We start from the raw sequence: 26,118 nt of genomic DNA, 5'->3' as shown, positions 1-26,118 counted from the left end.
TAAAAATGAAAACGACATTGAAGGCCTTGTTCCTGTCCACCGCTCTTGGGGCGCTTGCATTCCCCGCCCTCGCCGAAGACCTCGTCGTCGGCCTTGCGACCGCTCAGACCGGCGGTCTCGCCCCCTATGACCAGCCCTCGCTGAAGGGCCTGCAAATGGCCGTCGACGAAATCAACGCGGCCGGCGGCGTTGCGGGCAAGTTCCCGATCAAGCTCATTACCAAGGACACCCGCTCGGATGCCGCGCAGACCGCGCTTGTCGCACAGGAACTGGTCGATGAAGGCATCAAGATCCTGATCACGCCCTGCGACGCCGACCCGTCGATCGCAGCCGGCCAGATCACCCAGGCCGCGCAGATCCCGGCCTTCTCCTTCTGCGCCACGACGCCGACCATGCCGCTTGCCGTCGGCGACTACATGTTCGGCAACTACCCGGCCGACAACGTGCAGGCCGCCGTGCTGGCGAACTACGCCAAGGAGAAGGGCTTCAAGACGGCCTATGTGCTGAAGTCGCCGGATACCGCCTATACGCTGAAGCTGCCGGAATATTTCGCCACCAGCTTCAAGGGCAAAGGCGGCGAGGTGATCGGCGAGGGCACCTACAGCATGGGCCAGCAGGACTTCAGCGCTGAAGTCACCAAGATCAAGGCGCTGAATCCGGCGCCTGACGTCATCATGACCGCCGCCTACGAGCCCGATTTCCCGGCCTTCATCCGCCAGCTGCGCGGTGCGGGCGTCGCGACGCCGATCCTCGGCAGCGACGGCATCGATTCCCCGACGACCTTCGGCCTCGGTCCGCTGGTCGATGGCGTGGTCTTCACCACGGCCGGCTTTGCGACGGAGGGTAGCCCGCTCGCCGCCTTCAACGCGAAGTACAAGGCAAAGTTCGGCCAGGACCCTGATACGGTCTACATCGCCAACGGCTACGATCTCGGCAAGGTCATCGAAGCCGCCGTCACCAAGGCCGACACCGTCGAGCCGACCGCCATCCGTGAGGCCATCGCCTCGCTCGACGGCGTCGAGGGTGTGACCGGCAAGATCAGCTATGTCGGAACGCAGGGCATGCCGTTGCGCTCCGTCTCGCTGGTGCGCATCGAGGGCGGCAACCGTTCGCTGGTCAGCCAGGGCGTGCCGGCTGCCGAGGACGTTCCCGCACCGTGATCTCCCAAGCGATGCCCTCCGGCCTTGGCCGGAGGGCGGTCTTCCTGCTGTTGGCCGGGGCGGACATGCCACGGCGAGGATCTGCCCGATGACGCGTGATATCCCCGATGAGCCCCCCTTGCTCGAGGTCAGTGGCCTCAAGGTTGCCTATGGGCCGGTCGAGGCGCTGAAAGGCGTCGATCTCAAGGTCCGCAAGGGCGAGATCGTAACCCTGCTCGGCGCCAACGGTGCGGGCAAGAGCTCGACGCTCAATGCGCTCGTCGGCCTCGCCGCCAAGAAAGCGGGCCGCGTAACCTTCGCGGGCAAGGATATTTCCGCATTGCCGCCAGAGATGATCGTGCGCATGGGCATGACATTGACTCCGGAAGGGCGCCGCATCTTCCCGACATTGACCGTCGACGAACATCTTCTCCTCGGCGGCGCCATGCACAAGGGCAGGGGGCAGATCGATGTGGTGCGCGAGGACATGCTGTCGCGCTTCCCCATCCTCAAGGAGCGGCTGCACCAGAAGGCCGGTTCGCTCTCGGGCGGCGAACAGCAGATGCTGGCGATTGCCCGTTCCATGATGTCGTCGCCCGATCTCCTGCTGCTCGACGAACCCTCGCTCGGCCTCGCCCCGCAGATCGTCGACCAGATTTTCGAGCTGATCGCCGGTCTGCGCCAGCGCGGGCTGACAATCCTGCTCGTCGAGCAGAACGTCTCGCTGTCGCTGGAGATCGCCGACGCCGGCTATGTCATGGCGAACGGCCGCGTCGTGCTGTCAGGCCCGGCAGCCGATCTGCGCAACTCCACCGAAATCCAGGGCGCCTATCTCGGCGCGTGACCGGCAAGAAGGAAAACCATCCATGGACATGTTCCTGCAGCAACTGGTCAACGCGCTGAGCCTCGGCGGCACCTATGCGCTGCTCGCGCTCGGCCTCGCCGTGGTCTTCTCGATCATGGGCCTCATCAATTTCGCCCATGGCGAGCTGATGACGGCCGCCGGCTACGGCCTGTGTTTCGCGCTCCTTTTCGGCCTGCCCTTCGGCCTTGCCATCGTCTTTGCCCTTGCCGTCGCGATCGTGCTGGTGCTGCTAATGGAGCGCACCGCCTTCCGGCCGGTGCGCGGGGCAAGCGGCACGACGCTGCTTCTGACGAGTTTTGCCGTCAGCGCCATCCTGCGCGTGCTGTTCCAGAATTTCATCTCGGCCCGTCCCAAGCCGGTGCCGATGCCGATGAGCCTTTCCGGAACGATCGAGATCGGCGGCCTGCACATCGGCGTCATCCAGGCGATCTCCATTTTCGTCACCGTCATCATGCTGGTCGGGCTGAACCTCTTCCTGCGCACCACCGTGCTCGGTCGCGCCATGCGGGCCGCGTCCGAAGATTTCGCCATCGTTCGCCTGATGGGGATCCGTGCCAATGCGGTCGTCGCCACGGCTTTCGCAATCTCCGGCCTGATGGCCGGGGTTGCGGGCATCCTGTGGGTGGCGCAGCGCGGCAGCGTCGATCCGCTGATGGGCTTCCTGCCGGTGCTGAAGGCCTTCATCGCGGCCATCATCGGCGGCCTCGGCAGTCTCTCGGGGGCGGTGGCCGGCGGTTTCCTGCTGGGCTTCATCGAAATCTTCCTGCAGGCCTACCTGCCGGAAAACCTGCTCAGCTACCGCGATGCCTTCACCATCCTCCTCGTCATCGTCGTGCTCCTCTTCGCGCCGCAAGGCTTGCTGGCGCGGAAGACGACGGTGAAGCTCTGAGGCAACCGTTCAGCTTGCGGACAGATGCCGTATGAACAGGCCGAACAATTCTGCCTGGCTGGAAATCCTGAGCTTGTGATGGATGTTCTTGCGGTGAATTTTCACGGTGCCGGGCGTGATCTTGAGCGCTGCGGCAATCGATGAATTGGAGTGGCCGCGCAGCACGAGGGAGGTGATCTCGACCTCGCGCGGGGTCAGTACGCCGTCCGTCATCCTGTTGAGGGAATCGTTGATCGGGTCGTGCCCGGGCACGGGACCGGCAGCGGCCGGATCGCTGTTGGCGCCGCCCCAATGTTTTTCGCCGATGATGCGCAGCAGCGGTTCCGCACCGCGGATCAGCGAGAGGTCCCGCCGCCCGAAGGCTGGCGCGGTGACCGGGCGCGTGATGCTGATGACGACACCCGTCCAGTTTGCCGGGCGGCACACGATGCCGATCTCGTCCCGGATGCCGGTCAGGACATAGTGCTGCCGGTAGTATTCCGAACTGTAGAAATGGTCGGGCGCCATGTCCTTCAGCCGGCGTATCGCCGAGCCCCTGGTGTCCATGGCGGCACCGTAGAATGGATCGAGCAGGTAGGGGCCGGCGACATAGGCGTCGACGATCGTCTGCGCGCGATGCGGGTCGATGTTGTGATAGCAGCACACCGGTTTCTCGGCGCCGCGATAGCCGAAGACCATCACGATATCGAAGTCGAGAACGGACGCGAGCGCGGCATTGAGGCGCTTGCCGAACGTGTTCGTGCCGACGGCATCCACGGCCGCAGCGGCCGCGGTGTTCCACGCCGCAAATCCTTGCTCCAACACTTTCCCTTTCAACCGTTCCGTCGAAATCCGCAGGCGGAGCCCGACGGTCACCCTCTATCCCCACGGGGATATTTTCATGCCACAGCACCCGGCCCTAGGCTAACCTCAATGCTGGGAACAAGTCATGTCGAAATCACAAGAAAAGAACAAAACCTTCGAAACCAAACTGCAGGAGATCGGTGCCCGCTCGGTGCATATCGGCATGGTGGATCCGGAAGGTGAGTTCCGCGACAAGCTGGTCTCCGCCGAGAAGGCGGTGAAGCTTGCCGAGGACGGTTATCCGTTTTGCGAGGTGCTCTATTTCTGGGACATCGCGGAAAAGACCTATCGCGACGGCTCGTTCGTTGACCGGCCGGCGAAGCTCCACGCGGATACGATCCGCAAATATCCCTTTGCCGACGACATGGCGCTCTGCCTTGCCGATTTCGAAGGTGACTTCGGGCGCCGTTCTCCGCGCAATATCTGCCTCGCGCAGATCGAAAAGGCCGCGGAACTCGGCTTCAGCGTGCATGCCGCCTTCGAGTTCGAGTTCTTCGTCTTCGATGAGACGGCGGAAAGCATGCGCGCGAAACAGTATCGCGACCTGACGCATTTCGCGCAGGGAAACCGCACTTATTCGCTCCAGACGTCGGCGCTTCACGGCGATCTTCTGGCAGGCCTGGAATCGACGATGGAAACCTTGGGCGTGAAGCTCGATGCCATCCATACCGAACTCGGTCCCGGCTGCTTCGAGGCACCGCTCTATCATGCAAAGGGCATCAAGGCGGCCGACGACGCGATGCTCTTCAAGAATTTCGGGCGTGCCTATTTCGCCCGCAACGGCAAGACGGTGAGCTTCATGTCGAAGCTTTCGCCGAAGCTTTCAGGGCAATCGGGTCATCTGCATCTGTCGCTGCGCGACCGCCAGGGCAATCCCGTTTTCTCCGACACCTCCGCGCCTGACGGCCTCAGCCGCACGGCGCGGCATTTCCTCGGTGGCCTGCTGAAGCTTATGCCGGAACTGCTGGCCATGTGCTCGTCCACCGTCAACGCATACAAGCGTCTGGTGCCGGGTGCCTGGGCGCCGACGGCGGCCAACTGGGGTGTGCAGAACCGCACCGCGGCCGTGCGTGTCGTCAATGACCAGCCGGCGAGCACCCGCATCGAGTTCCGCGTGCCGTCTGCGGATACCAATCCCTATCTGGCATTGTCGATGATGCTGGGCGCGGGCCTTGCCGGCATTCGCGAGGCCATCGAACCGCCGGCGGGCAGCGGGGAAGACTTTTATGCGTCCAAACCGGCGCCGGAGGCGATCTTCCCGCGGGATCTCCACGAGGCTGCCGCCCGCTTGCGCGGGAGCGACAAGGCAAGGGAACTCTTTGGCAGCGACTTCATCGACAGCTTTGCCGAAAGCCGCGCGGTGGAGCATGCCGAATATCAGAGACAGGTCAGCGAGTGGGAGATCAGGCGCTATCTGGGCGTGGTGTGATGCCGCGCCTTATTTAATGACTTAAAGAAAGGAAGAAAAATGAAAAAGGGAACAGCAGATATCAGCTCAAACATCGGCGCCATGAAGCGCCGGTCCGTGCTCAAGGGCATGGGTGGCCTGGGCCTCGGCCTTGCCGCCGCAAGCAGCGGCTTCCTCGCATCGCGGCGCGGTGCGGCGGCGGCCGAAAGCCTCAACTACATGTGCTGGGAAGGTTACAACGCGCCGAACATTATCGAGCCCTTCCAGAAGGCGAAGGACGTAACGGTTTCCATCGACCTGATCACCGACTCCGCCGGGGGCTTTGCCAAGCTCGCGGCCGGTGCATCGCGTGATTTCGACCTCGTCTCCTCCGACAGCCCCTGGATCCAGCGCATGGGGCCGGCAGGGTTCTGCCGCTATATCGAAGAGGCCGATTTCGCCGATCAGTTCGCCGAATTCTACCCGCAGTTCCGTGCTCCGTTCGAGCCGCTGGCCTTCGAGGGCAAGGCAACCGGCCTTCCGACCCGCTGGGGCTGGGTTGGCCCGACCGTCAACACCAAGTTCGACAAGCTTGAGACATGGTCGAGCTACGCGCCGGTGTTCGACAGCGCCTACAAGGACAAGATCTGCCTTCTCGACTGGGGTGACTGGCCGATCATGCCGCTCGCGCTCTATGCCGGCGTCAACCCCTATGAGGAACTGGACGCGGCCGCACTCGAAGAGGTCCGCAAAGTCCTGCGTGCTGCCTTCAAGAACACGCGCGCCATCGTCGCCGATCTGGCCGTAGCCCAGAAGGGCCTGATCGACGGCTCCTTCCGCGCCCTCATCGGCGGTGGCACCTATGCGACCTCGGCCCTTCGCATGAAGGGGCACGACTACATCCAGTCCATCGTGCCCGAGCCTAAGAACGGCCTGAAGCAGGGCATCATCTGGATGGAAGCGACCGGCCTGATCGACAATGGCAAGAACTCGCAGATCGCGGCCGACTTCCTGAAGTACATCGTCTCGCCTGAAGTGGCCAAGCAACTTGCAATCACCGATGCGACCTGCAACCTGGTGCCGAACAGCAAGGCGGAAGCCCTGTTCTCCGAGGCGGAGAAGAAGGCGCTCCAGATGGACTACATGTGGACGGCCTGGGACAACAGCCAGTTCCACACCGTGGCGCCCAACATCGATGACATGCTGGCGATCTGGCAGGAAGAACTCGCCGCGCGCTGATTTCGCGCGAAAGCAAAACGACAGGCCGCCCGAAGGGGCAGGCCTGTCCGTTCCCATTGCAGACATCAAGGAATAGCGCTTGACCAGCCCCATCATCGACGCGTCCGGCATTGTGAAGGATTATGGAGCGGCGCGTGCGCTCCACGGCGTTTCGCTGCAGATCGGCACCGGCGAATTCGTCGCGCTTGTCGGTCCTTCCGGTTGCGGAAAGACGACGCTCCTGAAAATCCTCGCAGGGTTCGAGGAACCGACCGATGGGCGGCTTGAAATTCAGGGCGTGGACATGCGCGGCGTGCCGGCGGCAAGTCGTCCCACGCGCATGGTTTTCCAGAAGCTCGCGCTCTTTCCGCACAAGACGGTTGCCGAGAATATCGGTTTTTCCCTGAAGCTTCAGAAGGTCGAGAAAGGGCAGGCCGACAGCCGCATTCGCGCGATGCTCGACCTGATGCATCTCAAGCCCGACTATCTCGAGCGTTATCCGGCCCAGCTTTCCGGCGGCGAACAGCAGCGCGTGGCGCTGGCTCGCGCGCTGGTGTCCCAGCCGGGCGTGCTTCTGCTGGACGAGCCCATGAGCGCGCTCGACGCCAAGCTGAAGAAATCCCTTCAGGCGGAGCTCAAGAAACTGCACCGCGAGCTTGGCACGAGCTTCGTCCTTGTCACGCATGACCTCGAAGAGGCGATGATGCTGGCCGATCGTATCTGCGTGATGCGATCGGGACATGTCGTTCAGGTCGGAACGCCCACCGATATCTACTATCGCCCGGCCAATATGTTTGTCGCGGGCTTCATCGGCGAGACCAATTTTCTGCCTGTGACCGCAACCGCTTCAAGCGTCGGTATGGACGTCGTGTCGCCGCTGGTCGCCGCCGGGAAAACGAGCATTGCGCCCGAACATGTCTCGCCATCGCTCTCCGCAAACGGCACGGCGCTTCTCGTGCGCCCCGAAACCATCCGCTTTGTGAAGGGAGACGCCGCCCCTGGCGAATGGCTGCTCGATGGGCAGGTGGAGGAATACTTCATCAAGGGTGCGTCCACGCAATACCGCATCCGCATTCGCGGGCTCGATGCTGCGGTCATCATGGACCTTCCCGGATCGATCGTGCTGCCGGCGGTCGTCGGCGAAGCGGTGCGCATCGGTTTCGACCCGGCCCAAGCCTTCCTGCTGTCGGAGTGAGCATGAGGATCGAACACAAATCCTGGAACGATCCGGTTCTCGTCGCCACTGTCGCGCCGCTGGCGCTGGCCATGGTGGCGTTCTTCCTCATACCGCTCCTGATGACGGCCGTGTTGACCTTCCAGACGACGCAATATTACCGCCTCGTCTGGACCTGGGATCTGAAAATCTGGACCGAGGTTTTCTCCAAGCCGCACTACTGGACGATCATGATGCGCACGGTGACGATGGCGCTCGTCTGCGTCGTGCTGACCGTGCTGATCGCCTTTCCGGCCGCCTATGCGCTGGCGACCCGGCTGAAGACCTTCAAGACGCAGATCCAGATCCTTATCATCTTTGCCTTCCTGACCGATGCGGTGCTCAAGACCTTCGGCTGGATCCTCATCCTCGACAAGAACGGCGTTGCCAACTGGCTGCTGATGCATGTCGGCTTTCCGCCGGAAATGCTGAACCTGCTGTTCACGCCCGCCGGCACCATGATCGGCATGGTCTACAATCTCGTGGCCTATCCGATGTTCACCATCTATCTCTCTCTGGTGCGCATCGATCGCGATCTGATCCTTGCCGCATACGATGCCGGCGCTTCGCGCATCCGGACCTTCTTCGAGGTCACGCTGCCGCTTTCGCGGCCGGGGCTTTACTCGGGCGCGGTGCTGGTCTTCGTGCTCAGCCTCGGTGCCTTCCTCGAGCCCAAGGTGCTCGGCGGCGGAACGTCTCCACTCGCCTCCGAACTGATCCGCCAGAGTTTCGAGACACGCGTGAACTGGCCGCTCGGTGCTGCCCTTACCGTGGTGCTGATTGCGATCGGCGCGCTGATGCTTGCTGCCTGCGCGGCCTTCGCCCTTCGCCGCACGTCCAGCACGGGGAGGCCTGCATGATGTCGCAACGCATGCGCAACGCGCTCGTCGATACGATGCTGGTCGGCACGGTCGTCCTTCTCCTGGTGTTCTTCTATGCGCCGATCGCCACGCTGGTGGCCTTTTCCTTCACATCGAGCCGCGTGCTGACGCTGCCGATCGAAGGCTTTTCCCTGCAGTGGTATGGCGAACTGTTCGACAAGCCGGACTTTTGGCCCGCCGTTCGAAATTCCGCGGCCGTGGCAACGGTCTCGACCATCTTCGCGACTGTGCTCGGCACCGCGGGTGCCGTCGCCTGGATCCGGTATCGCTTCCGCTTGCAGGGGACGTTCCGTGCGCTCACCTTCGCGCCGCTGCTGTTTCCGCAATTGCTGCTCGGCGTGGTCATGCTGTTGTGGTTCTCGGTGCTCGGCAGCTGGCTCGGGTTCTCGACGGGCCTCGCCACCGTCATCGTCGGCCATGTCGTCTACATCACGCCTTTCGCGCTCGTCGTCGTCGCCGTGCAGGTCTACGGCTTCGACGAAACGCTGGAGGATGCCGCGCGTGATGCGGGCGCAAGCGGATGGGAGGTGTTTCGCGAGGTCACCTTCCCGCTGCTCTGGCCCGGCATCTTCTCCGCCGCCATTTTCTCCTTCCTGCTCTCCTGGGGAAATTTCTATGTTTCCTACTCACTTGCTGGCACGGCGCGCACGCTGCCGATCTTCGTCTATAGCGGCATCGCCGTCGGCTCCTCGCCGATCTATCCGGCGCTCGCCACCGTCAATCTCGTACCGGCACTTCTTCTGGTCATCATCGCCGAAGTGCTGCGCCGCCGGGCGCTGAAGCGACAGGCTTCCGGCATTTCCGAATCCTAACAGCAAGGTCCGCACCATGCCCATCGACACGCCTGCCGTCACCAGCAACTGGAGCTTCCCTACCGCCGTGCGCTTCGGCAATGGCCGCATTGCCGGTATCGGCGACATGGTGCGGGAGCTCGGCGCCAGCCGCCCGCTCGTCGTCACCGATGCGGGGTTGAAGGATCTCTATCCGGTGCAGCGCACGCTTGAAGCGCTGAAGCGCGCGGGCCTCGCAGCCGGCCTGTATTCGAGCGTGAAACCCAATCCCACCGGCGGCAACGTCGCCGATGGCGTCGATGCATTCCACGCCGGAAACCACGATCTGGTCGTGGCGATCGGCGGGGGCAGCGCGCTGGATGCGGCGAAAGCGATCGCCTTCATGGCACGCCAGACGATCCCCATGTGGGAGCTGGAGGATATCGGCGACAACTGGACGCGCGCCAATACCATCGGCCTCGTGCCGGTCATCGCCGTCCCCACCACGGCTGGCACCGGCTCCGAACTCGGGCGCTCCTCGGTGATCACGCATGAAATCGAAAAGCGCAAAGTCATCGTTTTTCATCCGTGCATGATGCCTGATATCGTGATCATGGATCCAGAGCTCACCACCGGCCTGCCGGCACATATCACCGCCGCCACAGGCATGGATGCGCTGTCGCATGCGCTGGAGGCGCTGAGCGCCCCATCCTTCCATCCGATGGCGGAGGGTATCGCGCTCAATGCGCTGCGGCTGATCCACAAATGGCTGCCGATCGCCACCCACGACGGCGGCAATCTCGAAGCGCGCGGCCAGATGCTGATCGCCTCGGGAATGGGCTGCGTTGCCCTGCAGAAGGGACTGGGCGCCATCCACGCGCTTGCCCATCCGCTCGGCGCGCTCCACGATGCCCATCATGGTCTTCTGAACGCTGTGCTCATGCCCTACGTCGTCGAGTTCAACGCGCCGGTCATCGCGGACAAGCTGGAATTGCTGGCCCGTGTCATCGACCTACCGCGCAAGGATGCACAAGGGGTCGTGGACTGGATCATCGACCTTCGCCGCGATCTCTCTATCCCCGAAAAGCTTTCCGGAATGGGCGTGACAAATGTCGATGTCGAGAAGGTTGCGGAGATGAGCCTGCTCGACCCCTGCGCTGGCGGCAATCCCGTCAAGCTGGACGAGAGAAACGTCCGGCAGCTTCTGTCCGAAGCGCTGTGATTGTATCCTCTCGCACGCAGCAAATGCGCGTCGGCATGTTCTCCAAGGCGCAGGCTATTTGACCGCTTTGCCTAACAAAGCGTGGGCGACGAAAGGCGCCCGTAGGGGTGCCTTTCGTCGTTACAGTCCCGCTGTGCTCGCACGTGCTTTGCTGCGTCAGTTGACCGGCCGGCTACAACGCCTTCAGAATGATATGCCAGAGTGGGGGCGGCGGCTGGAGGCGAAGATCAGATCCAGTTCCTCCGCAACCTCGCCGGAAGCCGTCCAAAGACGGCCCGACGCTGCGAGAGACGACGCTTGGTGTGCGCCGAATATCAGGGCGGCCAATTCCGCGATTGCGATCCGGGCCTCCGGCCTTTCGGTGCTGCGTGCCGCACCCTCCGGGCCGAGAGACCAGAGACCGCCATTGTCGGGGAACAGATCGTCTTCGACGGCGAGCGTTACCTGCCGCGTCCCGCCAAGGCGGCGGGCGGAGAGCAAAGCCGCGAGGTTGAGGGGGCGTATCCAGCTTTCGTCACGCTGACCGGAGATTTCCAATGTCCGAGGATTGCGCAAAAGCAGGGGCAACGGGTCATCGACCGGTCGGGACGGGAAAATCGCGCGATGCAGGATATCCTGCGTGAAGAGATGGCCGATCAGGCCTCGCCACGCCTCATCGTCATGGGCGATGAGATCATCGACGATCACCGTCCGTTGCGATGATGTGAACCAGTTGTCAGAGGATTCGATATGGAAGCGCAGGTAGCCGCGCTCGTTGCCTTCGGAGCCGAAGACGACAGCGTGGTGGGGTGTCGTGCCGTGGGTCGTGCGATACTCCTGCATGGCCCACCAGCCATCCCAGCGCGACAGGGTCGTCGCGCGCGGCGTCGGATCGGAATCGACAATCTGTCGAAACAGGGGAAAACTGTCGCGCGCATCGACAATGCGAAGCTCTTCGCGTGGCGTGGCAGCGACAAGTTGGGCGTGGGTGAGGTCGAGGTCATGTCGAACCGACCATGACGCGATCCCATACCCGTATCGCCCGTAAATTCCAGTATCGGACGCCCGCAGACCTGCGACGACATAGCCTTCCGCGCGGGCGCGCCGAAGCTGCTCGACAATGAGCTGGCGGGCGATGCCCCGACGCGTCGCATCCGGAGACACACCGACATGCGTAACCGCCAGGTGGCGCACATGCCTGCCACCGGGGAGGGTGATCGACGAATCATAGCCGTTCACGACGCCCCGCAGGATATCTCCCTCGAAGCCTCCAAGCGATTGGCCTTCAGCGAGAAACCGCGTTTCGGTTTCTGGATTTGTACGGCCGAAATCTCCGATTCCCAGCAATGCCTGCCGAAAGACCGCAAAGGCCTTCCGGCGGTCCTCGTTACCATTCAGCGATCGGATATCCAGGCTTGGGCTGCCCGAAGATGAGACTATCGAGAGCGATGGCATGTGCCTCTCCTTATGACTGCGGTGTTAACGGAGCGAGACGGCCCCGCGCCTTGAGAAGGGCAGCGGCGCCCTCGCCGAAATGCCAGGCTTCTTCAAGATGAGGCTGGCCTGAGAGGATGAAGTGATCGAAACCGACGTCGTGATAGGCTTCGATCAGGTCGGCGACCTGCGCATGGCTGCCGACGAGGGCCGTGCCCGCTCCGCCGCGCACGAGCCCATAGCCCGACCAGAGGCCAGGGTAGATTTCCAGTTCGCGCGCTGAAGCCGGCAGGCCTTCCCTATGCGTGTGCAGCGCCGACATCTGGCTCTGGGCTACGGATTCGGATTTGGCGAGCAGGTCGCGCGCCTTTCGGACACGATCCGGCGAGAGCCATGTCAGCAGCTTGTCGGCCACGGCCCAGGCTTCGTCTTCCGTATCGCGTGAAATGACATGCAGGCGCACGCCGAAGCGCAACGAGCGGCCTTTTGCGGCAGCACGCGCTTTCAGCTGCGCGATGTTTTCCGCCTCGAGTTCCGGCGGGCGCCCCCAAACCAGATAGACGTCGGCCTGTGCGGTTGCCACGTCCAGAGCGGCCGGGCTGGCGCCGCCGAAGAAGATCTGAGGGAGGCCGTAGGGCGCAGGATCGATGCGCGCTTCCCGGATGTCGTAATGCTTTCCCGTGAAGGAGAAGGGTCGCTCCGCTGGTGCGGACGTCACCCCACGCACGACAGAAAGGAATTCCTCCGTCCGTTCATAGCGTGCGTCATGGTCGAGATGATCGCCAAAGCGTGCCTGTTCGAAACGATCGCCGCCTGTAACGACATTGAGAAGCAGCCGCCCGCCGGTCATTCTCTGGAAGGTTGCCGCCTGATGGGCAACGAGCGTCGGCGATATGAGCCCGGGTCTGAACGCGACGAGGAATTTCAGTCGGCTTGTTTCCCGGGCGAGGGCCGCGGTGGTGATCCAGGCGTCTTCACACCATGTGCCGGTCGGGGTCAAAACCGCATGGAAATGCTGTTGTTCGGCGGCGCGTGCGACTTCTCCAAGATATGAAAGTGTCGGTGCACGGAAGCCGCCGGAAACCTCGACAACGTGACTATCGTTTCCCGAGCCCGTCAGGCCCCGGCTGTCGCCATTCGTCGGTAGATACCAGTGAAGATGGATATTGCCGCTCATGCCGAACGCTCCCCACGAGCGCAGAGCGAGCGCGCTCGGCCGGGCAAAGCGTTTAAAATTAGCAAGGGAGGATGGTTTTGATGCTCGCTCGAAGCCATTGGGGGCAGCCTATAGTCTATAAATTTTATAGATTTATGCTACGGGATTTGACGCTTGGCGTGGGCAATCTGTTCTAAATACGGCCACCTGAGGGAAAATCGTTCCCAATTTTCGCGGTAGAGACGGTGGCAACGGTTTGGGCAACGTTGGCCGTCATCGGTGCGGGCGGTGTCGCGTGGACAGAACGAAACGCTTCGACGCGACACTGATTTTCTGGCGAAACCCGCTTATCTGCATCTTATTTTTCCGGCGGGGGCTGAAATTGGAACGTCGCTTCGTTTCAATAATGCATAAAAACTATAGAAATAATGTATTCAATTCAAACCGAGGCGATCCACCCCATGCATGCTAACGTTCTTTTGCGCTCCGCCAAGCGGGCCGCCGTTCCGCTTCTTGCCGCTTACACCGCCCTGTGCGCCCCGGCACTCGCCGATGAGCCGAAGTTCGGTGGTACGCTGCGCATCGCCTCGCTTGAAGCCGATCTCGACGCCTTCGATCCGCTGACCGGTTACAGCGTCGAGTCCTGGGAGATCCTGCGCGCGACGACACGCCAGCTCGTCACCTATCCGGGTTCCCCGGTCGGTCTCAAGGAGGACACGACGTTGGTGCCCGATCTCGCCAAGTCCTGGGATGTCAGCCCGGACGGCAAGACGTACACCTTCCACTTGAAGGACGATATTTTCTTCTCGGGCTCGACCGAACGCAAGATCGTCGCCGGCGATTTCGTCTACGGCATCAAGCGCTTCTGCGACCCCAACAAGCAGGTCGCGGCCATCAACTATTTCAACCTCGTGTTTTCGGGCTTCGTCGACTACTGCAAGGAGTTTTCGAAAGTGCCGACCGGCGATCTGGCGGCGAGCAAGGCCTTCATCGATAGCCACGAAATTTCCGGTGTGTCTGCTCCGGATGACAAGACTTTGGTGATCCATTCCGACACCAAGAACTACGACTTCCTCAATATTCTCTCGATGAATTTCGTATCGCCGGTCGCTTCCGAAATCGCATCGAAATACTTCCCGGACTCGCTGGAATCCCGCAAGAACCTTCCTTCTAGCGGACCGTATTATGTCGTCTCCTACGACCAGGGGCAAAAGCTGGTTCTCAAGAAGGCCAAGAATTTCAAAGCGGAGTCGGACGAAGCCCGCAAGGCCTATGTCGACGAGATTCATGTCGACTTCACCGCCAACAGCGAAGACGCGGTCGTTCAGAAGATTCAGGCTGGCGAGGCAGATCTGTCGCTCTATCTCGACACGCCGCCACGCGGCACCATCCGGCAGTATGTGTCGAAGGACAGCCCCTATCTGCACGCGACCAACAGCGGCTCGGCCAACTTCATCACCATAAATGCGCAGAAAAGTGCGACGAGTGAAGGGATCGAGGCGCTGCGCAAGCCCGAAGTGCGTCAAGCCTTGTCCTACGCAGTCAATCGCGCCCATCTGGTGCAAACGCTCGGCGGGTCTATTGCCGCCGTGCCCCTGTCGCAGATCATCACCTCGACGATTTCGGGCTACGAGCAGTTCGATCCCTATCCGACTGAAGGCAACAAGGGGAACCCGGAAAAAGCCAGGGAACTCCTGGCGAAGGCTGGTTATCCCGACGGCATCACGCTCGATGCACTCTATCGTACCAACGCCCAAAACGAAACGATCGCCGTAACGCTCAAGGAGGACCTCGCGGCTGCCGGTATCACGCTGAACTTGATCCCGGCGCCCGCCAGCGAATGGCGAGCCTATGTTCAAGATCCCAAATCGCGCTGGGATATCTTCCTGAACGCGACCTTCTCGCCGGATTGGCAGGGCCCGAGCACGCGAATGCTGCTCGGCGGCTGGCTCAACTCGGATGCGTCGCCTTGCGGCCCCGGAAACGTCTATGCGATTTGCTACAGCAATCCCGAACTGAACAAGCTTGCGGCGGAAGCCTATCCTTCGGACAATCCCACGCCCCTTTGGACGAAGGCCGACAAGATCGTCTCGACGGACTTGCCTTGGATCCCGCTCTTCGAAAAGCGCAAGATCGCCATCACCTCGGATCGCATCAGCCATTGGGTATGGTCTTCGCTCGCGGTGCAGGCTGACATCACCAACATCGCGCTGAAGAACTCGGGTTCATAGCGGAATGTCCGTCTTCTCCGTAGATCATCTGCGCGTTCGATTTGGCGGTGTCCAGGCGGTGAGGGGCGTTTCCTTCGGCGTCGAATCCGGCAGGACACTTGCCATTGTCGGCGAGTCGGGATCGGGAAAGAGCGCAAGCCTTCTGGGTGCAACCGGGCTTCTGCCCGGTTCCGCCTCGGTGGAGGGCAACGTTCTGCACCGTGGCCAAGAAATACTTGGCCTGCCCGACAGGGATCTGCGCAGGCTTCGCGGCCCGCAGATCGGGTTCGTCTTTCAGGACCCGCTCAGCAACCTCCATCCCCTGAAGACCATCGGTGATCAGATCGGTGAGGCGATCTCGGTCCATCAGAGAATAACACGACGGCAAAAGCACGAGCGCGTGCTGGCTCTGCTTGACGATGTCGGTATCGCCGACCCGCAGGCCCGGTTCTCCGATTATCCGCGCCACCTCTCGGGCGGTATGCGCCAGCGGGTGATGATTGCCATCGCCATCGCGCTCGATCCGGGACTGATCATAGCAGACGAGCCGACGACTGCCCTTGATGTCACCGTCCAGGCGGCAATCCTCGATCTTCTCAAGCGCCTGCAGGAAGAGCATGGAACGGCTTTGATTTTCGTGAGCCACGATCTCGCCGTCGTGTCCGACATTGCCGACGATGTGGTCGTCATGCGCGATGGTCTCGTCGTCGAACAAGCGCCCGCGGATGACATCTATCTCCGGCCGCGTCAGGACTATACCCGGGAACTGCTCGGCGCAGCGCGCCTCGGCGGTCCCAAATCTTATGCCGTGCAAAGAGATCGACAGGCTACGCGCCCTCTGCTCGACGTGCAGGCCGTCGCCCGTTCCTTCGCATCGCGCCCCGTACTCGATGACGTCTCCTTCACCATTGGAGAAGCAGAAATCCTCGGTCTCGTCGGCGAATCCGGTTCGGGGAAATCCACCATAGGGCGGTTGATCGCCGGTCTGGACCGGCCGAACGCGGGGCGCATCAGCCTGAAGGGAAGGGATTATTCCCAACCCGGTTCCGGTGGCGTGCTGCCGGGCGACCTTCGCAGATCGATCCAGGTGGTCTTTCAGGATCCCTATGCCAGCCTCAATCCGAGACGGCGGATCGAGGCCATCCTCGCGGACCCTTTCGTCATTCACGGCACGGTCGACAAGGCGGAGCTGCGCGAGAAAGTGAAACAACTCGTCACCGACGTGGAGTTGTCGCATGACGTCCTGGAACGCTTGCCGTCGCAATTGTCCGGCGGTCAACGGCAGCGTGTCGCCATCGCGCGGGCGATCGCGCTTCGCCCTTCGCTGATCGTTGCCGACGAACCGGTTTCCGCCCTCGACATCACCACCCAAGCGAAGGTCATCAGGCTGCTCGCCCGTCTTCGCGACAAGCTCGGCGTATCGTTTCTGTTCATTTCGCACGATCTCGGCGTCATCGGCGAGCTGTGCGACCGGGTGATCGTGCTGGAAAAGGGACAGATCGTCGAGGTCGGCCAAACACAACAGGTCTTCGAGCGCCCCGCGCATGCCTACACCCGGCGGCTGCTCGCATCCATTCCAGGACGTAAACGTCCGCCCGCAGAGGCGGAACTTGAGGATGTCATCTATGGCTGACACCATTCACTCGCCGGTCGCGCTGATAGTTCCCAGAGCATCGCCGTCACCGGGCATTCTGCTTCTGAAGCGCCTTTGGCGCGAGAGAGCAGTGCGCACGGGGGCCGTCATTGTCGGTATCGTGCTGTTGGCGGCCCTGTCAGCGCCGGTGGTGAGCCATCTCTTGGGGCACGGCCCCATGGAGCAGTTCGAGGGGACCGCGCTTGACGAAATGGGCTTGCCAATCGGTCCGACGCTAGAGTTCCCGCTGGGCGCGGATGGCAACGGCCGCGACGTTCTTGTCAGAACGCTCTATGGCGCGCAGGTTTCGCTGCTCGTCGGCGTACCCGCAACAACGATCGCGATGATCATCGGTACGGCCATCGGTCTGGTCAGCGGCTTTTTTGCTGGCCGGACGGATCGCATCATCTCACAGGCGATCGACGTTGCCCTGTCTTTTCCCTTCGTCGTGACGGCGCTCAGCCTTCTGGCGCTCAATCGCGGCGGCACCGGCCAGCCGATCGTGCCGCCCATGGTCGTGGTCATCACCATCATCGCCCTGTTTTCCTGGGCCTATTTCGCGCGCCTTGCGCGCGGGCTCGTTCTCGAATTGCGCACCAGCCCGATGGTGGAGGCTTCGCGCACCATCGGCGCGTCATGGGCGCGGATCATCTGGTTCGACATTCTTCCGAACATCCTGCCGACGGTTTTTGTCTATTGGGCCGTGCAGCTGCCCGCCAATATCGTCGCGGAAGCGACGCTTTCCTTCCTGGGCGTCGGCATTCAGGCGCCGATGCCAAGCTGGGGCAACATGATCGCCGAAGCGCAGCGGACCTCTCTCTATCAGGAGCAGCCGTGGTTTCTGGCCGGCCCCGGGCTCGCCTTGTTCCTGACGGTCGTAGGCTTCAATACGTTGAGTGCAGGCTTGAGAAACGTGCTCGACCCAAATCGCAGACGGGCCTGAGATCATGGTGAAACAGTTTTCCTCCGTTGTCTTGCGCTCGATCTCGACGCTGGTGATCGTTCTCATCCTGTCGTTCTTCATCACCCGGATCGCCTATCGCAACCCCGCGGCGATGCTCGCACCGCGCAATGCGACACAGGAGTCGATCGATGCCGTTGCGCGCGCGCTTCGCCTCGATGACCCCTGGTATTTGCAGCTGTGGTACTACCTGTTCCGCGGTCCGGATATCCAGGGCGCGCCGATGGGATTGATGCATTGGCCGCCAGCTCTTGGATATTCCTTCCGCAAGCAGGCGCCGGTTACGGATCTCATTCTGGCGAAGGCTCCAGTGACCCTTTCGCTGGCAATCGGCGCCCTGGTGATCTGGATGACGATTGCCATCTTTTCCGGCGTTGCCGCAGCGCGCTGGCAAGGGCGGCTCATCGATCATGTGCTCGCCTTCTTCGCCTATGTCGGCCTCTCGGTTCCCACTTTCCTGAGTGGAATCCTCATTTCCTATTTCCTGTTCTTCCAGCTTTCGAACCAGGGCATCCACTGGTTCCCGAGCAGCGGCTATGTCCCCTTGAGCGAGGACCCGCTGCAATGGGCCCGACATCTAGCGCTTCCTTGGGCGACGCTCGCGATTGCCGAAATCGGCCTATTTCAGCGCATGGTCAGGGCCAGCATGCTCGACGTGTTGGGGCACGATTTCATCCGCACGGCACGCGCCAAGGGCGTACCCGAAGGCCGGGTCTACTTCTCCCATGCCCTGAAATCGGCGTTGAATCCGATACTGACGCTCGGCGGGCTGGAGCTTGCAGCCATCATGGGCGGGGCAATCGTGACGGAGACGATCTTCGGGCTGGACGGGGTCGGCCGCATGGCGATCGCCGCCGCGCTGGAGGGGGATTTCCCTGTCGTCATCGGTACGACCATCTTCGCCGCCTCCGCCTTCATCACCACGACCCTCGCCGTCGATCTCGTCGCGCAGTGGCGTGATCCAGCCAATCGAAACTGAACAATTCACGCACTCCGACCATCCCTTTCATCGGACAGAAAACCAGGCATGCCGCGCCACCGCGGTCGAACAAGCCCCGATCACATCTGTCCCGCAATTGTTGACGTACCAGCATTCAGGAGAACAAAATGACCACTGTAGACGCGCCGACTTCGCTGACTTATCTGCGCTCCGCCACAGCGAAGGAAGAAGCTCTCGTGGAGCGGTTTCAGCCGATTTTCGACCGTATTGCCGAGGGTAATGTCGAGCGTGAGCGCAATCGTACATTTCCTTTCGAGCAGGTGCAGTGGCTGAAGGACGCGGATTTTTCCCTCGTGCGCGTACCGGAAGAGTTCGGTGGGTGGGGCGCCTCGCTAGAACAGACATACTATCTGCTGGCTTTGCTGGCGGAGGCTGACGCGAATGTCGCTCACGTATGGCGCAATCATTTGGCCTTCATCGAAGACCGCCTCAACGCGCGGCCTTCGCAGGCCAACGACCGCTGGCTGCAACGCTTCCGGGATCGCGAGTTCATCGGTGGCGGGTGGACGGAAGCAAACAACGGCACATACGCCAACATCAAGACGACGGTGACCCGCGAAGGCGACACCTACAAAGTGACCGGCGCGAAATTCTATGCCACCGGCAGCCTCTATGCCGATTGGCTCGACGTGATCGGCAAGGGAGAAGACGGCTCACTCATCACCACCTTGGTCAGCCGCCACCAGCCGGGTGTCGTGCTTGCCGACGACTGGCCGGGGTTTGGCCAGAGCACCACGGCAAGCGGCAGCGCCACCTATCAGGATGCGATCGCCCATGAGGGGGATGTCTTTCCGGCGAGCGAACGTGTCGTTTATCAGGGTCACTTCTATCAAACGGCGTTGCTCGCCGTCCTCACCGGCATCACGCGTGCGATCCTGCGTGACGGGACCAAGGCGCTGAAGGCGCGTGGGCGCAACTATCCGCAAGGCCTGAACCCGGTGCCGGCGCTCGATCCGCAATTGCTGCAGGTGATCGGCGAAGTATCGGTGCGGGTCTTCTCGACAGAGGCTGCATTGCGTCGCGCCGCCAACGCACTGGACCTGATCGCCGCCGCCCATGCGGACGGCGACGTCGCCTTGCGCGACAAGCGGGTCGTCGCGGGAGAGGTGGCCGTGGCACAGGCGCAGCTCGCGATCATCGACGGTGTGCTCTATTCCGCAACGCATATTTTCGGTGCTCTCGGTGCCTCCGCAACCTCCGAGGAGACGGCGCTTGACCGCCATTGGCGCAACGCGCGTACGCTCGCGTCGCATAACCCGGTCGCCTACAAGGCCCGCATCCTCGGTGACTATCTGGTCAACGACAATTCTCCGGCATCCAGCATCGACCGCCTGGGTCGCGGCGGCCAAGGCAACTGAGGAGACGGCACCATGACGAAACCCTATCTAGCCCTTGGTCTTGCCGGCCCGCATCTGGTGGAGCTCACCACAAGCCCATCACTGCTATCCCGCTGGGATGCACTGCCGCTTGCGTTCAGCGTGCTCGGGATCGACCGCATCGATGGTAGCGCGCCTGCGCCGGTTACGCTTGCAAGCAGTGCCGCCGGCGCGACCCTTGCGGGTTCCACGAAGCATGGACGGTTCCTCATCGCCGCGACACCGCAGCGCGACCACCCGTATAACATCGCGCGCCGTGTCGCCTCGCTTTCCCATCTGTCGGGCGGTCGTAGCGGACTGCTGATCGGCGTTCGGGATGCCTACGCACCCGAAGGCCCGAAGGACGCCCCGGCCTGGGGTGGCGCCGGCCTCGGCGGGGGAGCGCCGCTCAATGCTCAGACAGCCTACGATACGGCGCGTGCCGTGCGCGCACTCGAGCAGAGCTGGCCCTACGATTCGATCATCGGCAACCGCGAGACCGGCATCCTGGTGGAAGCGAACCGTATCGTGCATGTCGATATCGACAACAGCTTCTCCATCGCAGGGCCGTTGAACGCGCCCGAACCGGAAACAGGTGCGTCGGTGATCGCTTGGTATGCCGAAGCACCGGCGGACGCCCCGCCCGTCGATGACAACAACCCGATCGACCTTGTTCTGGGCGGCTCTGGCTCCGTGCCTATCGTCGTGCTGGGCGACGAGCCGCCCGCAGGTGCATTTGCAGGCGTCGTGCTGCGCGCGGGAATTGAACAGTCTGTGAATGACCTGCTCAGCGCCGCAGAACGGTGGCTTGCCGATGGTTTTGCTCCCACATCACTGGGTGGACCACTGCGAGCAGCACTCAATCTGCCTGCACCGGAGCCGCTGCCGTCAACCGCGCGGCCCGCGTTCCCTGTGCCGCAACCTCATGTCTCTTTGTAGACAACAACGGAGACATTCCCCGTGACAAACAAACGAACTGGCCACGTTCTCCTCGGTATCAACGCGTTGGTGCTGGGATATCTTCCAGCGGCGTGGAAGACACCGCTTCTCAAAAAGGATGCGTTCATTGACCCGGATTACTGGGCAAATATTGGCAAGGCCGCCGAACGCGGCACGCTTGATGCCATCTTTCTGGCTGATGGCCCGCTGCTTGGCGATCCAGCATACGATGCCAATCCGATCCGACTCGAGCCCACGGTAAACTGGGGTCACGTGGCCGCGGAGACGTCGCATGTGGGCCTGGTGGCCACGGCCTCGTCCACCTTCAATGACCCCTTCGAACTCGCCGAGCGATTTCTGTCGTTCGATCATCAGACAGGCGGCCGTGCCGCATGGAATGTCGTGACAACCCGCGGCGTTCCCGCAGCACGCAACTTCGGGATACCCGATGTCCCGTTGCGGGATGATCGCTACGAACGTGCAAACGAGTTTGTCGACGTCGTTCGGGCATTGTGGGAGTCGGCCGCCACGGGCAGGGACGTGCATTTCCACGGCGACTTCTTCGACATCGATGGGCGCTTGCGGGTGCCGCCGTCAAAACAAGGCCGTCCGATCATCTTTCAGGCCGGGGGCTCGCCGCAGGGGCGCGAATTGGCCGGGCGCGCGGCTGAGGGTGTCTTTGCTGCCGAGCTCACGAAAAATCAGGCCATCGAGCACTACCGTCTGGTCAAGGGTTTCGCACGGAGCAATGGCCGCTCACCTGATGAGATCAAGATTCTTCCCGGCCTGCTGTTAAGCTTGGGCAGCACCGAGGAGGAGGCGCGACGCCGCAGCGATGAACTCCACGACGCAGGTCCGGCGTCATACTCCATCGGCTGGCTTTCACAGGCGATCGGCGTCGATGCCTCGAAGCTCGAACTCGATGAGCCGTTTCCAGAAGAGGTTCTCGGCCCGCTGGACGACACCCAGACCTTCCTCGGAAGTATCGGCTTTCGCGAATCGATCATTACGCAGATCCGCAAGACCAATCCCACAGTGCGCGACTATCTCAAGCAGACCCGTTACACCGGCTCGGGCCATGCCGGATTTGTCGGGACGCCCGAACAGCTGGCCGATCACATCGAGGACTGGTTTCATGCCGGAGCCATCGACGGCTTCAATTTGCAGCCGGATCGCCTCATCGACGGGCTCGATGTCATCGTCGATGAACTCGTGCCGATCCTGCGCAAGCGCGGCCTCTACCGGCATCAATACGAAACGCAGACGCTCCGCGAGCATTTCCAGGCGGCCTCACCCACGCCTGCCTTCTAGGATCTCGCAACAGGAGGGACGCGAATTCGCGTCCCTTCGGGATCTTGTGCGCGTTTGGCGTGGCAGCGCCTCTTCATTCGGGCGTTGAGGTCATGCGATATCGCGGCGAGTTCCGCTGTCGCCGTGCCTCGCCAACCGCTTTCTCGGCCCGAAAAATCCGGGCGTATCGACACAATAATCTATAAAAAAGATAGATTTAGTAATATATTTTCTGGCATGCCTCGATCGGGTCGCTACAGTGGCCACCAACTTGATGCCATCGCAGGCGACGCGGTGCGCATAATTCGTTGAGAGGGCTTATCATCATGAAATTATTTCCAACTCTAGCCGCAGGCGTATCTCTGGTCGCCGCCACTTATTCATATGCCGCTCATGCCGGCGAGGATGACAAATATGGCGGGACGCTGGTCGTTGCCCAGAACGCGGAGATCACGCAGCTTGACCCCGGCCGACAGTTGGGTTGGGAGACGTTCCGGATCACGCGCCACATTTTCGATGCGCTCGTTTCCGAAGATCTCTCGAAATCTGGCAATGATGAGCCTTCCCCAGCCATCATCCCGGCGCTGGCCGAGTCGTGGGCGGTCTCGCCCGATGGCAAGGTCTATACCTTCAAGCTTCGCCAGGGCGTAAAATTTCATGACGGCACGGACTTCAATGCCGAAGCCGTAGCCTTCAACATCCGCCGCGCATGGGATCCTTCCTTCGAATTCTACGACGAAGTGACCGCGGTCAATGTCCGCAACACCTACATCTATCTCGACAAGGTGGAGACGCCGGACGCATCCACCGTCGTCCTGACATTCAAGCAGCCCTTCAGCCCACTTCTGCGGCTTCTTGCGCAGGGCTCCGGCGGCACGGGCCTCATCGCGAGCCCGGAATCGATCCGCAAGTACGGAAATGACGGCGTGGTGGAGCATCCGACCGGGACGGGGCCGTACAAGTTCGTCGAGCGCATTCGCGGCCAGTCGGTCGAGATCGAGCGTTTCGACGATTACTGGGGTGAGAAGCCTTATCTCGACCGCATCGTCTTTCGCCCCATTCCGGACGGCAATGCACGTGTTGCGGCACTCGAGACCGGTGAGGTGGATCTCATCTCCTGGCCGCCGCGTGACGCCGTGGAGCGCCTGAAGGGCGAAGGCTTCGACGTTCCGAACGTCAGCATCCCCTCGATCTACTATTACAACGTCAATTTCGCCAACGAAGCCTTCAAGGATGTCCGGGTTCGTCAGGCACTTGTCCATGCCATCGACCGCGAGGCGCTGGCCCGTGACCTCCTGAAGGGCACGGCCAGCCCGGGATACAGCGTACTCGTTCCCGGTAGTGCGGCTTTCGATCCCGCGTTCCGAGACTACAATTTCGATCCGGAAAAATCGAAGGCGCTTCTGAAGGAAGCCGGACTTGAGAAGGGCGTGAGCGCAACGATCAGCATCTATGCCGGTGGCGAAGCTGTTGCCGAATGGGTTCAGCGCGATGCGGCCAAGGTCGGTATCAATCTTAACATCCGTTCCTATGACTGGAACAGCTTCCTGGCGCAGGAACGCACGCCGGGTGCCGATGTCGGCTTCAGCTCGATGGAATGGGGTTTCCTGACACCCTATTGGCTCTCGATCGTCGGCAACAGCAACAGCGGCTCGAACACCGGCGGCTACAAGAGCGAGGCGTTCGACGCCGCCGTTTCGAAGGCGATTGCCGCAACCGATCCAGCCCAGGAGGTTGCCAACTGGCGGGAAGCGAACCGCATCATTGCCGAGGATGTCGGCAAGATACCGCTCTTCCTCGAGCGCACACACTACGCGGTCGGTAAAAACGTTCGCGACTTCGCGTCACCCGCCCAGGCCTGGTACGACCTGAAAAAGGTCTGGCTGGCAGAAAAGTAACGGCTGTCCGGACAGACAATGATTGCTTTTTTCCTCAGAAGACTGACGGCCGCCATTCTTGTGCTGGCGGCTGTCACCTTCGTGGTCTTCCTGATCGTCTATCTCTCCCCGGGCGATCCGGTGAAGACGCTGCTCGGCCAGTCGGCGACGGCCGAGCAGATCGCGGGCATGCGGGCAAGGCTTGGCCTTGATCTGCCGTTCCACGAGCAGTACGGCGCCTGGCTGTGGCGTGTGGCTCACGGTGATTTCGGCCGTTCGATCAGCACGCAGGTTCCGGCGATGTCGATCCTGCTTCCCGCCTTCGGCAATACGCTGATCCTCGCCCTGTCCAGCCTCTTCCTCTCGCTTCTGTTCGGTATTGCCATCGGCGTCACCTCCGGTTTTCGGGCGGGGCGTCTGCTCGACAAGGTTCTCATGTTCTTCACGGAAGTTCTGGCGGCAACGCCGGTCTTCTGGCTTGGTCTCATCCTGATCTGGATCTTCGCCCGCGAACTCGGCTGGCTTCCGTCCTCCGGGATGCGCAACATGCGGGCGCGGGGCTCCAGCCTCGATCTTCTGGCGCATCTTGTCCTGCCGTCGATTGCGGCCTCGGTACTGGCGATTTCCATCATAGCCCGGCTGGTACGCGGTGCGGTGATCGACGTGCTGGCGTCCGATTATGTGAAGATCGCCCAGGCGGCGGGCATGTCCTCGTTCCGCATCTTCCGCAAGCAGGTCTGGCGCAACATCCTCCCGCCGATCATCAGCGTCGGTGGCCTGCAGTTCGGCACGCTGTTCGGCGGTGTCATCTTCGTCGAGGCGGTCTTTGCCTGGCCGGGCATCAGCGCGCAGCTCTTCAATGCCATTACGGCCGGCGACGTCGCCGTCATCCAGGCGGGCGTCCTGATGATCGCCGCGACATTCGTCGCGATCAACCTTGTCGTGGACATGGTGCTTGTCTGGCTCAATCCGCGGAGGGCACTGTCATGACAATGACCGCTTCGCCGCTGCCGGCGCCCAATCGCCGTCCGGCTTTCGGCGCCGGCTTCCGGCTCGGCCGTACTGCGGTTGCGCTTGTGGTGATTGTGGTTGTCGTTGCAGCCGCCCTTCTGGCGCCGTTGCTTGCGCCCTTCGATCCGCTATCCGGAGACGGTGCGCTGCGCTTGCTGCCACCGGGAACGGAAGGCCATTTGCTGGGTCTGGACGCGCAGGGCCGAGACGTTTTGAGCCGTCTCCTCTGGGGGGCGCGTCCTTCCCTGATCGCCGGCCTAGTGCCTGTCGCTGCAGCACTCGCCATCAGCCTGGTCCTTGGCCTTCTCGCTGGCTATGCGTCGTCTTTTCTGGGCGGACTGATCATGCGGGTGATCGATGCGCTGTTTGCCTTTCCGATGATCCTTTTTGCAATCGCCACCGTCTCTCTGCTCGGCCCGGGGCTCACGACGATCATCGTGACGATCACCGTTTCGCTCGTGCCTTACATGACGCGCATCGTCTACGGTGCCGTCGTCGGGGAGATCGGCAAGGGTTATCTGGAGACGGCGCGGCTGCTCGGGGCAAGCCGCAGCCAGGTTCTCTTCAAGGAACTCCTACCCAATGTCGTCTCGCCATCGATCGTCTACGCCACGACCCTGATTGGACCGATGATCGGTTTTTCCTCGGGATTGAGTTTTCTCGGCCTCGGCATCCAGCCGCCCAATGCCGACTGGGGGCGGATGACGGTCGAGGGCGTCGAAGTGTTTGCGCAGGGTGCGCCCCATGTCGTGCTCGCGGCCGGCATCGCTATCATCGTGACGTCCCTTGCCTTCAACTGGCTTGGCAGCGGACTGCGCGACATCCTCGATCCGCAGCAGGGCTGAC

22 protein-coding genes are annotated in these 26,118 nt (G+C 62.0%); 19 read left to right on the top strand and 3 right to left on the bottom strand.

Annotated elements, in window-relative coordinates:
• Positions 1-5 precede the first annotated feature (5 nt).
• The 3 genes from MUO32_RS03060 (at position 6) to MUO32_RS03050 (ending at position 2,893) form a co-directional block, all read left to right on the top strand.
• Positions 6-1,160, top strand: coding sequence for an ABC transporter substrate-binding protein (locus MUO32_RS03060; protein ID WP_257946759.1), 1,155 nt, complete (start codon positions 6-8; stop codon positions 1,158-1,160).
• 88 nt (positions 1,161-1,248) lie between these two features.
• A complete protein-coding gene (locus tag MUO32_RS03055; protein ID WP_257946758.1) occupies positions 1,249-1,983 on the top strand; it encodes an ABC transporter ATP-binding protein in 735 nt (244 codons plus the stop codon).
• Positions 1,984-2,005: 22 nt separating this feature from the next.
• Positions 2,006-2,893, top strand: a complete 888-nt coding sequence (locus MUO32_RS03050; RefSeq protein WP_257946757.1) for a branched-chain amino acid ABC transporter permease — start codon at positions 2,006-2,008, stop codon at positions 2,891-2,893.
• A gap of 9 nt (positions 2,894-2,902) precedes the next feature.
• Here the strand turns inward: MUO32_RS03050 and MUO32_RS03045 are convergent, their stop codons facing one another.
• On the bottom strand, positions 2,903-3,748 hold the full coding sequence (locus MUO32_RS03045; RefSeq protein ID WP_257946756.1) for a helix-turn-helix transcriptional regulator: 846 nt from the start codon (positions 3,746-3,748) through the stop codon (positions 2,903-2,905).
• 73 nt (positions 3,749-3,821) lie between these two features.
• Here MUO32_RS03045 and MUO32_RS03040 point away from each other — a divergent pair, with 73 nt between their 5' ends.
• The 6 genes from MUO32_RS03040 to MUO32_RS03015 all read left to right on the top strand — a co-directional run bounded on the left by MUO32_RS03040 (position 3,822) and on the right by MUO32_RS03015 (position 10,427).
• Positions 3,822-5,165, top strand: a complete 1,344-nt coding sequence (locus MUO32_RS03040; protein ID WP_257946755.1) for a glutamine synthetase family protein — start codon at positions 3,822-3,824, stop codon at positions 5,163-5,165.
• A 39-nt stretch (positions 5,166-5,204) separates the two neighbouring features.
• Positions 5,205-6,362: a PotD/PotF family extracellular solute-binding protein gene (locus tag MUO32_RS03035; RefSeq protein WP_257946754.1), complete on the top strand. Its 1,158-nt coding sequence runs from the start codon at positions 5,205-5,207 to the stop codon at positions 6,360-6,362.
• Positions 6,363-6,441: 79 nt separating this feature from the next.
• On the top strand, positions 6,442-7,536 hold the full coding sequence (locus MUO32_RS03030; protein ID WP_257946753.1) for an ABC transporter ATP-binding protein: 1,095 nt from the start codon (positions 6,442-6,444) through the stop codon (positions 7,534-7,536).
• 2 nt (positions 7,537-7,538) lie between these two features.
• A complete protein-coding gene (locus tag MUO32_RS03025; RefSeq protein WP_257946752.1) occupies positions 7,539-8,414 on the top strand; it encodes an ABC transporter permease in 876 nt (291 codons plus the stop codon).
• A complete protein-coding gene (locus MUO32_RS03020; RefSeq protein ID WP_257946751.1) occupies positions 8,411-9,247 on the top strand; it encodes an ABC transporter permease in 837 nt (278 codons plus the stop codon). The genes MUO32_RS03025 and MUO32_RS03020 overlap by 4 nt, the downstream gene beginning before the upstream one ends.
• A gap of 16 nt (positions 9,248-9,263) precedes the next feature.
• Positions 9,264-10,427: an iron-containing alcohol dehydrogenase gene (locus MUO32_RS03015; protein WP_257946750.1), complete on the top strand. Its 1,164-nt coding sequence runs from the start codon at positions 9,264-9,266 to the stop codon at positions 10,425-10,427.
• Positions 10,428-10,610: 183 nt separating this feature from the next.
• On the opposite strand, the gene MUO32_RS03010 is transcribed toward MUO32_RS03015, so the two are convergent.
• Both MUO32_RS03010 and MUO32_RS03005 read right to left on the bottom strand, forming a co-directional pair.
• Positions 10,611-11,861 carry a GNAT family N-acetyltransferase gene (locus MUO32_RS03010; protein WP_257946749.1) on the bottom strand — a complete coding sequence of 417 codons (1,251 nt, stop codon included), beginning with the start codon at positions 11,859-11,861 and terminating at the stop codon, positions 10,611-10,613.
• 10 nt (positions 11,862-11,871) lie between these two features.
• On the bottom strand, positions 11,872-13,017 hold the full coding sequence (locus MUO32_RS03005; RefSeq protein WP_257946748.1) for an LLM class flavin-dependent oxidoreductase: 1,146 nt from the start codon (positions 13,015-13,017) through the stop codon (positions 11,872-11,874).
• A gap of 440 nt (positions 13,018-13,457) precedes the next feature.
• Here MUO32_RS03005 and MUO32_RS03000 point away from each other — a divergent pair, with 440 nt between their 5' ends.
• The 10 genes from MUO32_RS03000 to MUO32_RS02955 all read left to right on the top strand — a co-directional run bounded on the left by MUO32_RS03000 (position 13,458) and on the right by MUO32_RS02955 (position 26,117).
• Positions 13,458-15,227 (top strand): ABC transporter substrate-binding protein, encoded by a 1,770-nt coding sequence (locus MUO32_RS03000; protein WP_257946747.1) that lies wholly within the window; start codon positions 13,458-13,460, stop codon positions 15,225-15,227.
• 4 nt (positions 15,228-15,231) lie between these two features.
• The gene (locus MUO32_RS02995; protein ID WP_257946746.1) at positions 15,232-16,839 is read left to right on the top strand and encodes an ABC transporter ATP-binding protein; all 1,608 of its coding nucleotides are present in this window, start codon (positions 15,232-15,234) and stop codon (positions 16,837-16,839) included.
• A complete protein-coding gene (locus tag MUO32_RS02990) occupies positions 16,832-17,782 on the top strand; it encodes an ABC transporter permease (RefSeq protein ID WP_257946745.1) in 951 nt (316 codons plus the stop codon). The genes MUO32_RS02995 and MUO32_RS02990 overlap by 8 nt, the downstream gene beginning before the upstream one ends.
• A 4-nt stretch (positions 17,783-17,786) precedes the next feature.
• Positions 17,787-18,779: an ABC transporter permease gene (locus MUO32_RS02985; RefSeq protein ID WP_257946744.1), complete on the top strand. Its 993-nt coding sequence runs from the start codon at positions 17,787-17,789 to the stop codon at positions 18,777-18,779.
• A gap of 128 nt (positions 18,780-18,907) precedes the next feature.
• A complete protein-coding gene (locus MUO32_RS02980; RefSeq protein ID WP_257946743.1) occupies positions 18,908-20,158 on the top strand; it encodes an acyl-CoA dehydrogenase family protein in 1,251 nt (416 codons plus the stop codon).
• A gap of 12 nt (positions 20,159-20,170) precedes the next feature.
• Positions 20,171-21,094 (top strand): LLM class flavin-dependent oxidoreductase, encoded by a 924-nt coding sequence (locus MUO32_RS02975; protein ID WP_257946742.1) that lies wholly within the window; start codon positions 20,171-20,173, stop codon positions 21,092-21,094.
• A gap of 21 nt (positions 21,095-21,115) precedes the next feature.
• The gene (locus tag MUO32_RS02970; RefSeq protein WP_257946741.1) at positions 21,116-22,405 is read left to right on the top strand and encodes an NtaA/DmoA family FMN-dependent monooxygenase; all 1,290 of its coding nucleotides are present in this window, start codon (positions 21,116-21,118) and stop codon (positions 22,403-22,405) included.
• Between the two features lie 305 nt (positions 22,406-22,710).
• Positions 22,711-24,282 carry an ABC transporter substrate-binding protein gene (locus MUO32_RS02965; RefSeq protein WP_257946740.1) on the top strand — a complete coding sequence of 524 codons (1,572 nt, stop codon included), beginning with the start codon at positions 22,711-22,713 and terminating at the stop codon, positions 24,280-24,282.
• Positions 24,283-24,300: 18 nt separating this feature from the next.
• Complete coding sequence (locus MUO32_RS02960; RefSeq protein ID WP_257946739.1) at positions 24,301-25,251, top strand: ABC transporter permease; 951 nt, start codon at positions 24,301-24,303, stop codon at positions 25,249-25,251.
• Positions 25,248-26,117: an ABC transporter permease gene (locus tag MUO32_RS02955; protein ID WP_257946738.1), complete on the top strand. Its 870-nt coding sequence runs from the start codon at positions 25,248-25,250 to the stop codon at positions 26,115-26,117. The genes MUO32_RS02960 and MUO32_RS02955 overlap by 4 nt, the downstream gene beginning before the upstream one ends.
• Position 26,118: the final 1 nt, after the last annotated feature.

This window comes from Shinella sp. CPCC 101442 (assembly GCF_024704725.1).
In the GTDB taxonomy this organism is placed as follows: Bacteria; Pseudomonadota; Alphaproteobacteria; order Rhizobiales; family Rhizobiaceae; genus Shinella.
Note: the sequence above shows the minus strand (reverse complement) of the source record. Positions and strands in the feature narration are given on the sequence as shown.